Below are 15,144 nucleotides of genomic sequence, written 5' to 3'. Positions count from 1 at the left end.
AAATGCTCCTTAATGTTTTGGTGCTGCAGCCTCGATTGCGTCTTCAACCATTCGAACAGCTTCATCCTCTAATTTTTGAGCTTCAGCAGCTAATTCACCAGCTTTTACTACCATCTCATGTATTTGCTTCTCATATTCTTTACTAACCCTAGGTAGCTTCAGCTTTAACACATCGTCTGAAGACAAATGAGGTATCGAACTTCCTGCCGCAGTTCTGATGAGTTGTCTATAGCCGACGTCTGTGCACATCAAGTAAGCGTATAAGTAACCGGGCAATACCTGAGATTTCTGAGCCTTAATTCTAATCACATCAACCGACACCGCAGCGTCTTCAAAACGTGAGTCGGCCCAAACACCCGTCCCTATAATACCTCCAACTTGGCCGCTACGCGCCAGCAACAAATCTTGCTGCTGAACTCCCCACTCTGACACGTCACCTAGTTTAGACTTAGCTAAAAAGCGCTTAGGCTCATAACGAGCCCTAAAAATTTCACCACTAGTTGAAAAAGGTACGCCATGGTCACTTTCAGTGAAGAGCAACTTCATTCTGCCAGACTCACCAGTTGTCACTCCCAGCTCGGCTAATGTTTCAGTCCCACCAGCACTAACAACTAATTCGTCGCTTAATTGAGCAATTTTATCGTGATAGGTGGAGTCCATCCGTTTCTGAACTAGCTTGGAAGAAGCTGATGAATGCGTAAAAACACGATGTGATAAGGCTAATTTTTCAGGGAAGCTAAAGTAATCAGTAATTAGCTTTCCAGCTTGTTTTAGTAAACTGTTAGCTTCCGTCCTATTTACACCGCATTGTTCGACTTTTGCATGGACAGATATCTCCAGAGATTTATCAACTATTGGGACTGGTAGATTTATGACATGGTGAGGCTCTATATGCTGGATGATTGCACCATAGGTAGAGCTGACTACTAGGGGTACTCCGAACTTGCTTCTTAAGTAACAATATAAGTAGCCTGGAGATACTTTTTCAGAATCAGGAACTACTCTCATCACGTGTTCTGAACAGGCATTACCATCCATCTCTTCACGAGCTAGAGTCATACGTCCAATAGTTCCAGAACGAGTAATCAAAATCCAATTTTTGAAAATTTTAAATAGTGGCTTTCGAGTTACTTGTTCTTTTGATATTAAAGGTAATCTAGCTAAGTTTGCCTGGATGATATCGACACTCCCCATAAATGGAGTGCCATATAGTTCTTCTTTAACCCAGACTCGACCTTCTCTTCCCGCATGAAATGCCCCTTTAGCTTCATTAACTAACAGCTTTTTCAGCTCTTTCTTGGGTAGAGTACACTCAGTTATCAGTTGTTCCGCTTCCTTAGCACCCGTCATATATGGACCGCAATCTAAACGCTTTCCTTCATCACTAAGCCAATTGCTCGGTATTGTCTTTACTTTCATACTTGCTCCAAAGGAAACCACTCTCTAACTTTTTCAGTAACAAAGTTAAAGGAGTTATGTATACAATTATCAATCGGTGCTAATTTTGCGAAGTTTTTACACACCAACGCGTGTTTTACGTTTTTGCCCGTTCGGTTTATTTTAATTAATAACTCAAGAGCTTCTTTGGGCTTAGAAGGAATACCTTGTTCATCAAATACCCAACCATTCGACGCTAACCAGTCATTTATATTTTCTGCTAAATTAAATCTAACTAAATCCGCTAGTAAGCCATCATTTCCCGGCCATAAAACGACCTCTAGCTCAGGCGTTAATACGCCAACCGAAAAATCATCAACTTGCCACCCGCTCGCTAGCATATTTTTTTCAATATCAGCCTTAATTTGCAACTCTCCTGGTGAACCTGGAAATTGAGCATCAACTAAGATTATTGCTTTTTCATAACTAGTTTTGAGAGGCTCTAAAAACTTATGTGCATTGAGCCAAACACTTCGATCAGTTTGCCCTGTTGGTGTTTTTTTTATATCTCGAACAGGGCTAAATTCAAACGGAGAGCAATTTATATCTGAAAACAGATTCTCGCGCTCAAAGAATCCGGTAACAGCCATTTTTATGCCATTACACGGAACCAAACATACTACTTTCCTACTCATTCGAATATTCCTGCAGCAAACAAGGTTCCCAAATCTAGATCACCTTTCCAATCGACTAGAGCGGGATGCTCTCTTCCCTTCAACACCTGGGTGGCCCCTTCATCATCAAACCTTAGCGTAATAATATTTTCGATTTCAGTATGCGCTAATACCGTCGGCGAATGAGTCGACATGAATAATTGAGTGTTTGGAGCACAATCAAGGGCCTCCAATACTGCGTCTATTGCTTTGGGGTGAATACCATTTTCAGGCTCTTCCAGAGTTATAACTTTAGGCGCATCATTCAAATACGGAAGAATCGTTAAGGCAAAAATATGAAGAGTTCCATGAGATAAACTACTTGAGGGTACTTCCATTCCATTGTCATATATTACTTGCAGGTAACAATAACCATCATCGTCTCGTTTATTAGCTCTAATATTCTGTATTGATGGTAGAGCCATCTTTACGACTTCGATCCATTCTTCTAAGTCTTCAAGGCTATTTTCTTGCAGCTCATACACCTGCCAAGAGAGGTTACTGCCATCTGATTTAAAAGCTTTTTTATTTCTAGGACTAGCTGCTAACCTCATTGCTGGCCATTGTGGTTCGTAACTTTGTGCTCCTTGCTTAAGGAACTCAAGGAGCCAAAATGCTGCAGGAAAGCTAACTTCGTCAGCAGGCATTGAAGCAAAAGCAGAGCGTTCATTCTGTAAAGCAAATTCAATATCCTTAGTTTTCCTTTTGTCTGCCCACTCCGCAGAATAAACAGCTTTTTGTCTATTAGACCTTTCAATTACTTGGAAAACATCATCATTATCAAATCTGCCGCCTTGAATTTCTCCGCCATGGTCAACTCTGTTGTTATCATTAAAGAGCATCAAGTGCTCTTCTTTGATTTCCAACTTATCTCCAATGATGCCTATAGATATCTCGTATCTAATGGTATTGCTTCTCAATTCTGGCTTATCTCTAAATCGCTTAGGACCTAATTGTTGAACTAAAACTTGTTGCTTTTCTGGGATCTCTGCCTCAATCACTAAAGTAAAGTTATCCCCCTTAAGCATGTGAATAAGTTCTTTTGGATTATCAGCCCTAGCTCTATCTCTACCGCTCATAGGTGCAAAAAAAGCATCGTTTATATCGGTCACCATTAAGATATCACCCAGTAAAGCAGGTATATCCAGTAGGGTCGTTTTACCCGAACCATTAGAGCCGGCAAAAATGTGCAAATGTTCTAGCTGTAAGTCGAGCCTTTTAAAACACCTGTAACGGTAAGCCTCTATACGAGTGATCATATTGAAGGCTCCGGGTTTTCAGCTCTGAATTCTTTCCATGCTTTGGCTATCTTTGGCAAGTCATCGTCTAAAATTTTACTGCGACGTTTTAGTTTGCGAACGACATTTTGACCGTTGATACGAATACGCTCCTCAACCTCTTCTTCAATAACTTTTTCTTCACCATCAGGGTGACGTTCATAAAGCGTATTACCACGACGGTCGAAGCCTACTTTTTCTGCCACCGCCATAAATACCGGGTATTCGGGCTCTCCACCGATGGCAACAGCATCTTTTTCAGTATCAGTCTTCTTTTTCAAGAACAGTAGGCTAGTTAAGATGTTTACGTTAGCTTCAACGATAAATGACTCAACCGGTAAGTCAACGCAACCTAGCACCCAGCACTCTTGCATTAGCCACCAGCGAATGTATTCATCACCAGGGTTACCCAAAATACCGTCTGGTAACACGATACCCATACGTCCGCCTTGCTTAAGCCACTGCACGCAACGCTCAATAAACAAAATCTCGGGCGAAACTGCATCTTTACGGCGTTCTGTTTTTCTAAAGCCGCCGTTGTCAGTGCGCTCCCACACATAGGCAAGGTCGTATTGCTCTAGAATTTGCTTGTCGGTAACTGGGATGTCGGAACCAAACGGTGGGTTGGTCAAGATCACATCAACACTGCCTTCTTTACCGCTGGAATCACCGACAGGAATCGTTTTCTTGGCGGGGTCTACGCCCTTTAAATGTCCATGAGGGTATTCCAGTGAGTTCATGTGGTAGATGTTAGCCATGGCATTACTTGCCATCACCACGTTCATTTGCGATGCTCGGCACAGAAAGGGGTCAAAGTCACAACCAAACAGATTTTTTTCGGCAAACTCTTTAATTTGTTGTTGAATAGAAATGAATTCTTCAGTGGTTTCAGCACCCAATTTTACTTTTTCTTCTTCATGTAATTGCTTATTGATGAAGCTTAAAGTCTGCTCGAGGAAGCCCCCTGTACCACATGATGGGTCCAGCACTTTCTCATGTGGTTGTGGTGCCATCATTTCAACAATTAGTTTGATTGCGCCACGAGGCGTAAAGTACTGACCTCGGTCACCACGCAAGTTATCACCAACTACTTCTTGATATGCAGCTCCTTTGGCGTCCATTTCTGTGCGCGTAAAATCATATTTCGCAAGCTCAGATACCATAAAAGCAAGCGCTCTGTCAGACAATGTAATTTCTTCATTGCCTGCAAATATGTCTGGATAGGCTTTTTTTACTTTCTCAAATAACGGCTCAATACGCTCTCTGATTACTTTGCGACCTTCATCGTCGAACTGTTCAGTCGCAGAAGCCCAGAACTCTCTCTCTCTGTTGCCGATACGCTCGTCATACATTTTTGAGAAAATCAAATATAGGAACTGCCAGAAAGCCGCATCTTTTGGCATCCCTTCATTACCATGAATGAAGTTATGACAACGACGGAAAGCAGTAAGTAACATTTCACGGTCAGCCGTTCTTAGTTGTGCATTTGAAGCAACGTCGCGGCTCCCCATCGTTTCATCAGCTAACGGCCAATCGCCTACCGCTTTAAATTTAGCATCAAAACGTGATTCTTCTTTTTCAACAAAGAAGAACTCGATGCCGTTTGTCCATAAGCCCCAATGACATTTTTCCAATACGTATTTATCACCAACCTGCTCACGCATCATATCCTCCATCAATTGAAGATCTTTTTGCGCTTGGTCATGGTCCCGAATTTTAACTGCTGACTTTTTACCTTTCTTTGGTTCTTTATCACAAATTACAATACGACGAATATTTTCAGGTAAATGCTCTGCACCATGATCATAGATAGCGATATCTATTTTCTTACGCTTACCATCAACCTTTACTGGAACATCTAGTGCCATATCTTCGGCGCTTAAACCATACTCATGGAATAAGGCGCGTAAGGTCTTTTGACGAACCAATTCTTTAGGCGTTTGTTTGATTGGATTATTGGTCAAATAATCCAACATCATGCCATCTTCGATGGCGAGTACATCTTTTACTTCTTTGCTAACAATCATTTTTTTCTCGATAATCTGTGGTTATAAGTCAGCTTCCAAAGCCAGCTCATCTAAATCTTCAATATTTACACTTTGATGTGCATTCTTGTCTTGTTCACGTAATACAAGACGTTTTCTAATTTCTTCAGAAAGGACTTCACAGCGCTTAGTTAAAAACGTGTCATAGTCATCATCCCAAATGCCCCAAGCTTCCAGCTCAATTAGGTGAGTTTTCATATGGGCTTTAAGGTCCGAGTTTTGCTCTGTAAACTTACGCATATATGCAGAAGGAGCTTGAGCACCTATTTTTCGTTTATTTAAAAAGTCATCTACGATAGTGATATTAGCAATATGATTGCTATGCTCATCGCCTAAACCTTGCTTGCGTAAGTACGCCCTAGGAAAATAATGGTGATAATTTCGGCTATTCGCACGCTTTAGCCAATCATTGCTAATATGGACAATCGAACCATCGATAAATGATTTGGGTTCTTGGTAAGCTAAAATACAAAGTAATGCTTTGATATAGCTCCTACCTGCATTAAACCAGCCATTTTCTTGTATGAATTGCGCTGATGTATCTATGTTCCAATCATAATCAGGTTGCTGCTCTTGCAGTATTTTATCGATACGTTTCACATCTTGCGCTAACTTGCCTTCAACAGAACTCGAATAGCGACCACCTAAACTAACTCGCCACAAAAAGTCCTCTAAGAAGAGTTGTTTGTTCTCGAGTGGCTTATCTTTGTGGTGATAAAAGAAATAGGCAAATGGAGCTAACAACGAGTTGTATGGTAGAAGTCTGGAAACGGGGATACGGTAATAACCTCTAAAGTAGTCAACCGCTGCTTCTATCGCATCAGCGACCTTAGGCCATTCTTCGATAAATCGCTTTTTATCCAATCGTAAGATGTTTTGACGTTTGCACTCCTTGCCAATTACCAGGGACACTGTTTGTAACACGGTGGCATCTGAAATAGTGTCGTATCCCACTTCGCGTAATCTATCAACCAATGCTTCAAACTTTTCAGAGAGGTCAAACTCTTCATTAGCATCGAATGTTTTTGCAACCATGATTTCAAATAGTGAAAGCGGTTTTCCACCAACATTTATACGTGTGAAGATTTCTGTTGCAACATCTAGTGGTGCTTCCTTCACTTCTATAAGCGAAAAGTTATAGCCCTGAAGTGTTTGGGAGTACTCTGTTATTTTGGGGAAGAACTGTTGGTATTTCTGTAAGAAATTCAGATCAAAGCTAATTAAATCTTTAAGCTTAATGTAAGAACCTTCTTCCAATTCACTGATATCGGTTAAGACAATCTGCTGATGTTCGTCTGCATTTAAGTCGATGTATATTTCTGAAAAGTCATCAACCTTTTTACCACGATTAATTTGGACACCTTTAAGCGCACAAAACAAACTTGTCATACGTTGTTGGCCATCCAATACGTATTCAGCAAAATCACCATCAGGCACCGGCGGTAACTCAACACCACCTAAATCTTTAACAACACGAAGAGCTTCCTTGGTTTTCCAAGTAATAAACGTACCAATAGGATAACCTTTTAAAATACTATCAATTAAGCCTGCCGCGCGGTCTTTACTCCATACGTAGTCACGCTGGAATTGAGGGATCTTAATCAAGCCTTTTTCAATATCAGCTAAAAGAGCCTTGTAAGGTAAATTCTTCGGTTCTGGTAAATGCATTTAAATCCCTTTATTTTTTAATTATAACCTGGAGCTAGTATTAGATTCTCTACACCATATATTGCTTCATTGGCTTTAAGTGCCAATTGATATTCATCACTATTTAATGAGTACTCTTTAGAGCAATCAACTTTCCACTGGTTTAACAAATAGCCCACCAAAGCTGCTCTGACTTCCAGTGTTAACTCTCCGTCAACCATATCGAAGTCCAGTTCAATCGCTTTTGGATGTTTTAGCTCTGGGTGGGGTATCAGATGTAAATCTACTATCCGATTCCATTGCTTATCGGCCTCTCGAGCTTCCTGGGCGGCTATTGGCTCATCTAGCACTTCAATGCTGACTAAACGAGTCAGTACAAAATCTCGAAATTCCTCATGCTTACGATCAAAAGCTCGGACGTGCCAACGAAGGCCATTGTTGATCAGAGCATGAGGTACTAGTTCACGAACAGACTCGCCAGAAGAGAGTGAAACATAGTTAACTTTTATGGGCTGATGGTTCGTGATTGCACGGGTCACCGTCGAAACTACTTCAGCATCTGGATGGACTAATCTCGTTGCATCAATGCAGACCTGGCTTGGCTGCACTCCATGAGAAATACCATCTCCAAAGCCGCGACATAGACCTGTTAGTACGGCCTCTGGTTCATGTTCAAATAAAGGTTTGAACAAATTTGTTCGATGATACTTTTTAGTTTGGTGCTTCAACACCAAGTTCTTTGGAGCACACTCTTTATAAAATGAAAAGTCACGAGTGGCTGCTGCCAGGCCTGTTTGAAAGCGTTGAATCAAGTCAGCCCTAGCTACTTGACCAAAGTATTGGAGGTTAAAGTCTATAAATGCCAAACGTTCACGTTGGGCATGATTGGCGGTTTCCAGTAATGACATTATTTTTATAATTTTTAAAACCTTATCGCTAAATAGTAGTCAATTATGAAAGGTGGTGCAATGATTATGATTAGATCATGTAGTTAAATTTGATTCTGATGTAAGAGTGTATATTAATATGAGCGGACACGACGACGTGCCGCTTGAATCGTCACGTCGTCAATTCAAGATTAATCAACTTCCAGATAATTCAATAGCTTTCATAACTAGAGTGTGCATGCCCCGTAAGAAATGTGAACACTATCATTGAGCCTGATTAAAGGATTTCAGTAAGTCAGGCTATGTTGAAACCTCAAAGAGAGCTAACTGATTCTACTAGGCAACCCTGTATTTACCTCAACATCCCCAGCGAACTTAAAGAATGAGCTACATTTCATCAATCATCTCGCTGAGGGATGTAAATATAGTTGCTAGCTTGATTTGCTTTTCTTGCTGCTGATTCCAGCTTTTTCATTGTGTCTTTTACATTCAGGCTAGAAAGCCAACTGTTGATGTATCTCACAGAGTTAACACCAGGCAATTTTCGTATACCAAAGCGCGTACACAAAAAACAAGACCCGAGTTCTGCAACTAGTTCTTCAAAAGCGTATTTCGCGCTTCCAAATTCATGTCCTATTTCTCTGTTACAGCGACTTTCATGACCTGTCCAATGAACCATTTCGTGAATCAACGTACCATAGTAGGCTTTTGTTGCGTCCTTACCTTTGAACATCTCTTTCTGTGGCATAGTTATATAATCGTCGTTGGGATCGTAAAACGCCTTACCTTCTATTGTGTGTTCAATACGAACATTTAACGCTTTAATAATCTCATCCAACTTAGAAAGAGGTTTAACTTTCACATCGACAGCATCAGCGCCATCAAAACCTATTACTTGACTCGCGTTATAGACAATAGATACCTTTCTCCCAAATCCACTCGTAACTTCATCTTCTGCCAGCTGAACAGCGTCTTCTTTAGCTTTTATTGTGAAGTGATGAAAAACAGCAGCTGGTTTCGCATCTACACTTAATTCACATCCCATTTTCTCCCATTGTTTCTTTGTTGCCCAAAAATTACTTTTAAAACCATGGTGCTCTGATATTAAAGACAAAAAAAGCCATGAGAATAAAGAGTCATATTGACGATGGGTATGAGCGTTATAATGCGCCTCTAGTACTGGCGAAGTTAACCATTCTGAGACGAAATTGCTGTTCTCCTTGTCCAGTCTACCTACCAAATTATCGAATATCTTTTGATCATGCTCCCAGCCAGCACTGTTTAAATCAATAACATCCGCTAAGCGCTTAACAGAGGAAAATAGAGGCATGTTGAGAAGTGTCTGGACATCATAAGCAGAGGTTAACTGTTCTGAGACCCCAAGTTCATCAAGATAGCGTATCCAGAAGTCGAACTCTTTGAGTAATGGGAGCAACTCTGATTTAGTTACATCAGCCCACTCCTCGCTTTCTAAACCAAATATTTTACGAAGCGTTGTACCACTGTGTTTTCTTTTTAAGCCCTCTAATAGCTCTGAAATAGTAGCCCCTGCCAACGCCTCAAGCTCTGATAAGAATGTCGCAGCTTGTTTAAGTGGTTTAACACTAGCATCAAGAGATTCTTCGTACTCTAGCCATTTAATTGGGCTGCTGGTTGACTGAGTTTGTATGAGAAAGTTAGAAAAGTTAGTTTTTCCATGAATATCTCTAGAGCGAGTCATTAAGTTCACGATTGAACGCCCTGTTGCCAATGCATATTCATGTTGAAGGAAAACACTATTACGGAATGTTGCTAAGTTAAACATTTTCATCCTTGATTTAGAATATTGACGTATTTTTCGTTTAGTACCTTTAAAATAGCTCTTATTTTAGTGAATTGCTCAGATTTTTTAAGCACATACTGCGACATTACTGCAGCTTAAGCCATGATTGATAGTTTTCTAAGAGCATGCGACAATTTTTGTCGCATGCTATCTCTATGCTATGGTGAAGACATAATTGCAAAAGTCAGTTTTCCCCAATGAGTGCATTTCAACGCAAGCTCGACATTCTTCAATTTGTGCCTTCTGCACCTAGAAAGGTATCTAGCCGACAAATTTTTGAAAATTTACAAAACTGCGGTCATCACAATATCGATATGCGCACGGTGCAGCGGGACTTAGTTAGCCTAGAAAATATTGGGCTATTTGGGTTAGACGTTGATAAACGTTCAAAACCCTACGGCTGGTTTATAAACGCTAATTTTAAGAAACTCAATTTAAGCTTGATGGATGGTAATACCGCTCTCGCATTTAAGGTGCTTGAACAGTCCGGTGCCACACTGCCAAATTCTACACTTAAAGAAATGCAGCCTTACTTTGCAAAGGCGAGCCAGGTCTTAGAGCAAGATAGTGACTCTTTACTTACAAACTGGCTAAGATCAGTGGCGGATTCGCAAGTTTCCCAGCCGCTCATTCCACCCGAAATAGATGCAACTTCGTTTGAAAGATTAAAAAGCGCAATCTTTTTTAAAAAACAAATCTCTGCCGATATTAAGCGTATTTTTAGCGGCGGCAATGAAATGGTTTGGAAGCACTACGACAGAGTTAACCCTATGGGGCTGGTTAAACAAGATGGCAGACAACTCTTTGTATGTACTTTTGGTTCGCTGCACAAAAGACGCTACGCACTACCGTTACAGTTTATAAGAAACATTACTGTCACTGACGAAGACTGCCAACAAGAATTCAGTGAGCAGGAAAATATCCAAACCTTGTCGGCTAACAATAAAGAAGACATTAAACTTAAGCTATTGGTTAAAAATAACTCTTTATTTTTACTTCACGGCTACAGGCTGAGTAACGACCAGGTCATTATGCAATCAAGTCATGCAGATAAATCTTTATTGATCGCCACGGTGAAAGATACCAATAAATTACGCGCTTTCTTAAGAGGTTTAGGCGACAACATAGAGGTCATCGCCCCTCAAAAACTGAGGCAGTATTTTGTTGAGCTTTCTGAAAGGTTATTCTTCGCTTACCAGGAAAAATTTGCGCAAGAAAGACCATTGCCTTCAGACTAAGATAACTCCCTACCCTGCAGCCTAACAAAAGCAGGTATATCCAAATATGCAGCGTCCTTTTTGGATGATGCTGGAACAGATGCTTGCTTCATGGGTATCACATTTTTCTCTTGTTCAAAGTTTTGAGTCTTAGAAGGCACACCTGTGGCGATAACTAAGACTTCACCAAAGTGTGGTAATTCTGGAGATAAGGTTACGCCTGTAATAATAAGAGTTTGAGGGCCATCGACTAAAGATTGGAGTGTCGCTAGCATTTCTTCATACATTGCTAAGCTGGGCTCTTCTCTACACGTAAGCTGCGCAATAACACCCTGCGCCCCAATTATATTTTGTTTGTCGACCAATGGGTTTTCTAAAGCATGTTTTAATGCTGCGCTTAATGAACTGTCATCTTCAGCTATACCCACACCTAGCGCAGTATCCCCTTCTAGAGAGAGAATGTGACTGAAATCATTAATGTCGACGTTGATATAACCCGTGTTCGTGAGCATTACGATAATGGCTTCGACAATTCTGTGCATCTGAGTGTCACAGTGACGAAATGCAGAGAGAAGCCCTACGGTTTCATCTAGTGCAGAAAGCAATGAATCGTTAGACATAACGAGAGTAGCATTGGCTTTACTTCGTATTGTCTCAAGCGCGTTTCTAGCAATGTCGCTTCGCTTTCCTCCCTCAGCTTTGAAAGGCAGCGTCACAAAACACATCACATCGATATCGCTCTCTTTGGCTAAATCAATCAAGATTGGCGTTGCCCCACTTCCAGTGCCACCTCCCAGGCCAGCGATAATGATAATAAGGTCAGCATCTTTTATTAATGTCGCTAAGGCATCTTTGCTCTGAATGGCGGCGTCGCTTGCTACATCCGGGTCGGCCCCGGCTCCATATCCCTTTGTTTTTGCCTCGCCTATCAATACCACTTCATGATTTGTACACCTATGCAAAGCAGCGATATCAGTATTAACAGAGCTAAACCTGATATTTTCATGTGAGCAAAGACTGGCCATGTTGCTTATCGCATTGCCACCACAGCCTCCCACACCTATAACGTGAATATTAATTCGTTCGGTTCGAATGTCTTGCATGTACTTACTTTTGAAAACTAATGTCTTGTAAGCATGAAACAACAATGCGGCAAAAGATGACGCATAGGATTATCGAACGTATATTAGATCTATGCCATACCAGCTTTAGACGCCGAAACTACTCCTCATGAGAGTCTTTTTGAAGAGAAAGCCCATACCTAGAATAATGCTATTTCATAAACTCGCTACTTTAAGCTTGCTCTTTTGAGTCTTCCCTATCGAATCGTTGTATCTGAGTCGCTATATTGAGCTTCGCGGAATACCTCAAGTGTTCTTTCTCACAAGTCCAGATATGACGCAAAATATCGGCATACCTAGGGTTTGTTTTGGAAAGTAGGTAGAGTGGTAAGGAACAAAGCTCCAACGTTAACGAATCATGATTTACCATTGTTCCAGTAGTGGTGTAGTTCATAGACTCTGATAATGTGACGGATTTGCCTATATCGTGGAGAAGCGCCCCGACAATGCCTAAAGCTTTTTCCTCTTTTCGACCAGCCATGTTTTCAGCAAATAACTCTGCTACGCGTATACTATGTTTTAATAAACCACCAACGTAGTTATGATGGTAATTCAAGCTTGCTGGATTTCGAAGGAACGGCACCATTATTCTGCTTTGAAGCAAAGTGTGCGCGACGAAGTGCTTTAATGCGTCATACTCAATACTCTCGACAATTTTGACCAGGCGCGCCATATCTTCATGGTTAACCGAAGCATCTTTAGGAATTAAGCGTATATGCCTGTACTTTTCTGGAATTTCATCAACAGCATAAATAAAATCGGCAACATGTACCTCACCAACGGTTGTTTTAATTTTTTTTGCTTCAACGTGAACAAAGCCAAAGTGAGAAAAGTGTTTTATATCGCAATCAATCTGCGTGGCTATCACCTCAAATTCAGTAAATGCATCCATTAACGTAATTACCCAATACGGCTTACCATGCTGGTTTAACTTCGCTACGAGTCCAGCCATGCAGTAAAACCCTTTAAAACGAGCAAGTTTTTTCGCTTCTGAAAGCTCCGGCTGCAATGAATCAATTTTCATCGTTCTACCCTCTTTATTGATACCAGTATAAGCTTCAATCTAATTAACCTTAACAGTGTACTAAATGCTAAAACTATAAGTGCTGGCTGTTCTCACATAGAACGTTTGAAAGTAGTTGCTCGAACGCAGAACCGTCTCTACGAGTGAGGTTTGGTACGTAGCGGCTGTAAATCTCAAATAGCATTTTTGTGTTTGCGTGCCCCATTTGACGCGCTATCCATTCAGGCGCTTCACCTGATGCTAACCACAACGTTGCAGCGGTATGACGAGTTTCGTAAGGCCTACGGTATTCCATTCCGATTTTTTTCAATGTAGGTTTCCAAACCCGGTCTCTTACATTGCCATGATCTAGTGGGTTACCTTGGGAGTTCGGAAAAACAAACTTCCCATCTCCAGAAACGTCAAACTGATTTTGAAGTGCTTCTTTGACCAATGTCGACATTTGAATGTCGCGCATGGAGCCACGAGTTTTTGTTGAATCCATTCGGCCTTGAACAAATGTCTCTCTGATACTTATCGTACCTAATTCAAAATCAACGTATTTCCACATCAGGCCGTCAATTTCAGCTGTCCTCATTCCAGTAAAAAAGCGTACTGTGTAGTAGTTCCGAAAGTCGATACGCACTGTTTTTAAGAACGTAAGCACTTGTTCTAGTGAAAATGGATTAACATCTCGTCGGTCTACGCGAAGAGGCGCAATATTTTCAAATTGGCACCGGAAACCAAACCTGTCAGCTGCCTCCCGCAAAATCATGCGAAGCGGTGTCATGATATGGTTTACAAAATCGGTCGAAAGTTGAGTGCCATCAGCTTTTGGTTGCATCAGCTTGGCGCGATATTTCAAAATAGTCGGGCGGTCTATTTCGCTCACATCAAAACCCGTAAATTCTTTGGTGAGATAAGAAAATACGTAAATTCTCATGCTGCTGACGTAGCTCTGTTTCCAACGTACTTCGTTTTCAGAAAACCACTCCTGGGCAAAGTCTTCAAACGACGTATTATTATGCCCTTGAAGAGCGTTAGACGCTTTTTGGTACGTTGCCAGCATCGCTCGTTTTATGCGACTTGCCTGTTCATCCTCTTTCACAAAGTTCGAAGCCTTTTTAGAATCGGGAAAATAATCGCTGTACACAAAGCATTTTAAGCGGATATCTGACTCTATTTGCTTAAGTAGCTTTTCAAGTTTCTTCCTGTTAGCCCGCGTATCAGGCAATGCAGTTTGCTCTCTACATCGTGTATTTAGATACCTGAAATCAATATAGAGCTTGGATTCACGAACATTTATGCTACCCATGACACACTCTCCCAGATGCCATAGGAATGTATGAGGCATTTCGAACAGCAGATTCATACAAATACGCTTCTACCTCTTCCCAAATGTATAGAATTTTTCTACCATTAAACGGTCGAATGTAATGCTTACCTTCGATGAAAATAGAGTCTCGCAGCTCCGCATTGATATAGTTGGCGCTAAATTTAATTCGGGCTGAGAGCTCTTTTGCTGTGAGCAACGTTTGTTTCATAAAGGCCTCCTTTGACCTGTTTTCGTCTTCACAAGACAAATATACAAGTCATTTTTCGTCTTATCAAGACATTTTTGTGTATTTTTTGGTAACTGTATTTTGATTAAGTACAAGATAAGAGAGCTGGTAAAACAGAAATCCGAACAAGAAGGCAGAAAAATAACGCTTTCGTTTTTAGCTAATGAAGTAGGTATTCAAAGCTCTGCTATGAGTAAAATAGCCAACAACACTGGCTATCACACCAGCATCACTACGTTAGAGGCTTTATGTAAATTCTTTGATTGTAAAATTGAGGATGTAATTGAGTATGAGCCGGATTAGTGCACGGTTACAACGCTCAAGTATTTTGATAATTAAATAAACGAAAATCGTAATTTCATGCTTGTCAAATTCGGCGTTTTTCAAGGTAGTTGTCGCCTGAGCTGTTAAGCTGCTTCTTTTTTATTCTCCGGATTTAGCTCTACGCTTCCGATCTTATCCCAGTTTCTGGT

Annotated in this window: 13 protein-coding genes; 2 read left to right on the top strand and 11 right to left on the bottom strand. The window is 40.9% G+C overall.

Features of this window, described 5'->3' with window-relative positions:
• Nucleotides 1–9 precede the first annotated feature (9 nt).
• From MHM99_RS17875 to MHM99_RS17845, 7 genes are all read right to left on the bottom strand, one after another.
• Nucleotides 10–1,419 carry a restriction endonuclease subunit S gene (locus MHM99_RS17875; protein ID WP_187447626.1) on the bottom strand — a complete coding sequence of 470 codons (1,410 nt, stop codon included), beginning with the start codon at nucleotides 1,417–1,419 and terminating at the stop codon, nucleotides 10–12.
• Nucleotides 1,416–2,072, bottom strand: a complete 657-nt coding sequence (locus MHM99_RS17870; RefSeq protein WP_187447627.1) for a hypothetical protein — start codon at nucleotides 2,070–2,072, stop codon at nucleotides 1,416–1,418. The genes MHM99_RS17875 and MHM99_RS17870 overlap by 4 nt, the downstream gene beginning before the upstream one ends.
• Complete coding sequence (locus MHM99_RS17865; protein WP_187447628.1) at nucleotides 2,069–3,349, bottom strand: ATP-binding protein; 1,281 nt, start codon at nucleotides 3,347–3,349, stop codon at nucleotides 2,069–2,071. Before MHM99_RS17865 ends, MHM99_RS17870 begins: the two co-directional genes overlap by 4 nt.
• Nucleotides 3,346–5,394, bottom strand: a complete 2,049-nt coding sequence (locus MHM99_RS17860; RefSeq protein ID WP_187447629.1) for an N-6 DNA methylase — start codon at nucleotides 5,392–5,394, stop codon at nucleotides 3,346–3,348. Before MHM99_RS17860 ends, MHM99_RS17865 begins: the two co-directional genes overlap by 4 nt.
• A 21-nt stretch (nucleotides 5,395–5,415) precedes the next feature.
• Nucleotides 5,416–7,080 (bottom strand): DUF262 domain-containing protein, encoded by a 1,665-nt coding sequence (locus MHM99_RS17855; RefSeq protein WP_187447630.1) that lies wholly within the window; start codon nucleotides 7,078–7,080, stop codon nucleotides 5,416–5,418.
• Nucleotides 7,081–7,097: 17 nt separating this feature from the next.
• A complete protein-coding gene (locus MHM99_RS17850; RefSeq protein ID WP_239220245.1) occupies nucleotides 7,098–7,967 on the bottom strand; it encodes a WYL domain-containing protein in 870 nt (289 codons plus the stop codon).
• 376 nt (nucleotides 7,968–8,343) lie between these two features.
• Nucleotides 8,344–9,750, bottom strand: a complete 1,407-nt coding sequence (locus MHM99_RS17845; RefSeq protein ID WP_187447780.1) for a zincin-like metallopeptidase domain-containing protein — start codon at nucleotides 9,748–9,750, stop codon at nucleotides 8,344–8,346.
• Nucleotides 9,751–9,965: 215 nt separating this feature from the next.
• On the opposite strand from MHM99_RS17845, the gene MHM99_RS17840 reads away from it, so the two are divergent.
• Nucleotides 9,966–11,006: a WYL domain-containing protein gene (locus MHM99_RS17840; RefSeq protein ID WP_187447781.1), complete on the top strand. Its 1,041-nt coding sequence runs from the start codon at nucleotides 9,966–9,968 to the stop codon at nucleotides 11,004–11,006.
• On the opposite strand, the gene MHM99_RS17835 is transcribed toward MHM99_RS17840, so the two are convergent.
• The 4 genes from MHM99_RS17835 to MHM99_RS17820 form a co-directional block, all read right to left on the bottom strand.
• Nucleotides 11,003–12,088, bottom strand: a complete 1,086-nt coding sequence (locus tag MHM99_RS17835) for a cell division protein FtsZ (protein WP_187447782.1) — start codon at nucleotides 12,086–12,088, stop codon at nucleotides 11,003–11,005. The two genes, MHM99_RS17840 and MHM99_RS17835, sit on opposite strands and share 4 nt — an antisense overlap.
• A 190-nt stretch (nucleotides 12,089–12,278) precedes the next feature.
• Nucleotides 12,279–13,130, bottom strand: coding sequence for an HDIG domain-containing metalloprotein (locus MHM99_RS17830; protein WP_187447783.1), 852 nt, complete (start codon nucleotides 13,128–13,130; stop codon nucleotides 12,279–12,281).
• Nucleotides 13,131–13,203: 73 nt separating this feature from the next.
• On the bottom strand, nucleotides 13,204–14,424 hold the full coding sequence (locus MHM99_RS17825; protein WP_187447784.1) for a site-specific integrase: 1,221 nt from the start codon (nucleotides 14,422–14,424) through the stop codon (nucleotides 13,204–13,206).
• The gene (locus MHM99_RS17820) at nucleotides 14,417–14,653 is read right to left on the bottom strand and encodes a hypothetical protein (RefSeq protein ID WP_163109808.1); all 237 of its coding nucleotides are present in this window, start codon (nucleotides 14,651–14,653) and stop codon (nucleotides 14,417–14,419) included. The genes MHM99_RS17825 and MHM99_RS17820 overlap by 8 nt, the downstream gene beginning before the upstream one ends.
• A gap of 99 nt (nucleotides 14,654–14,752) precedes the next feature.
• Here MHM99_RS17820 and MHM99_RS17815 point away from each other — a divergent pair, with 99 nt between their 5' ends.
• The gene (locus MHM99_RS17815; protein WP_187447785.1) at nucleotides 14,753–14,974 is read left to right on the top strand and encodes a helix-turn-helix transcriptional regulator; all 222 of its coding nucleotides are present in this window, start codon (nucleotides 14,753–14,755) and stop codon (nucleotides 14,972–14,974) included.
• The last annotated feature ends 170 nt before the right edge of the window (nucleotides 14,975–15,144 follow it).

The organism is Alteromonas sp. MmMcT2-2 (assembly GCF_022348305.1).
Taxonomy (GTDB): domain Bacteria; phylum Pseudomonadota; class Gammaproteobacteria; order Enterobacterales; family Alteromonadaceae; genus Alteromonas; species Alteromonas macleodii.
Note: the sequence above shows the minus strand (reverse complement) of the source record. Positions and strands in the feature narration are given on the sequence as shown.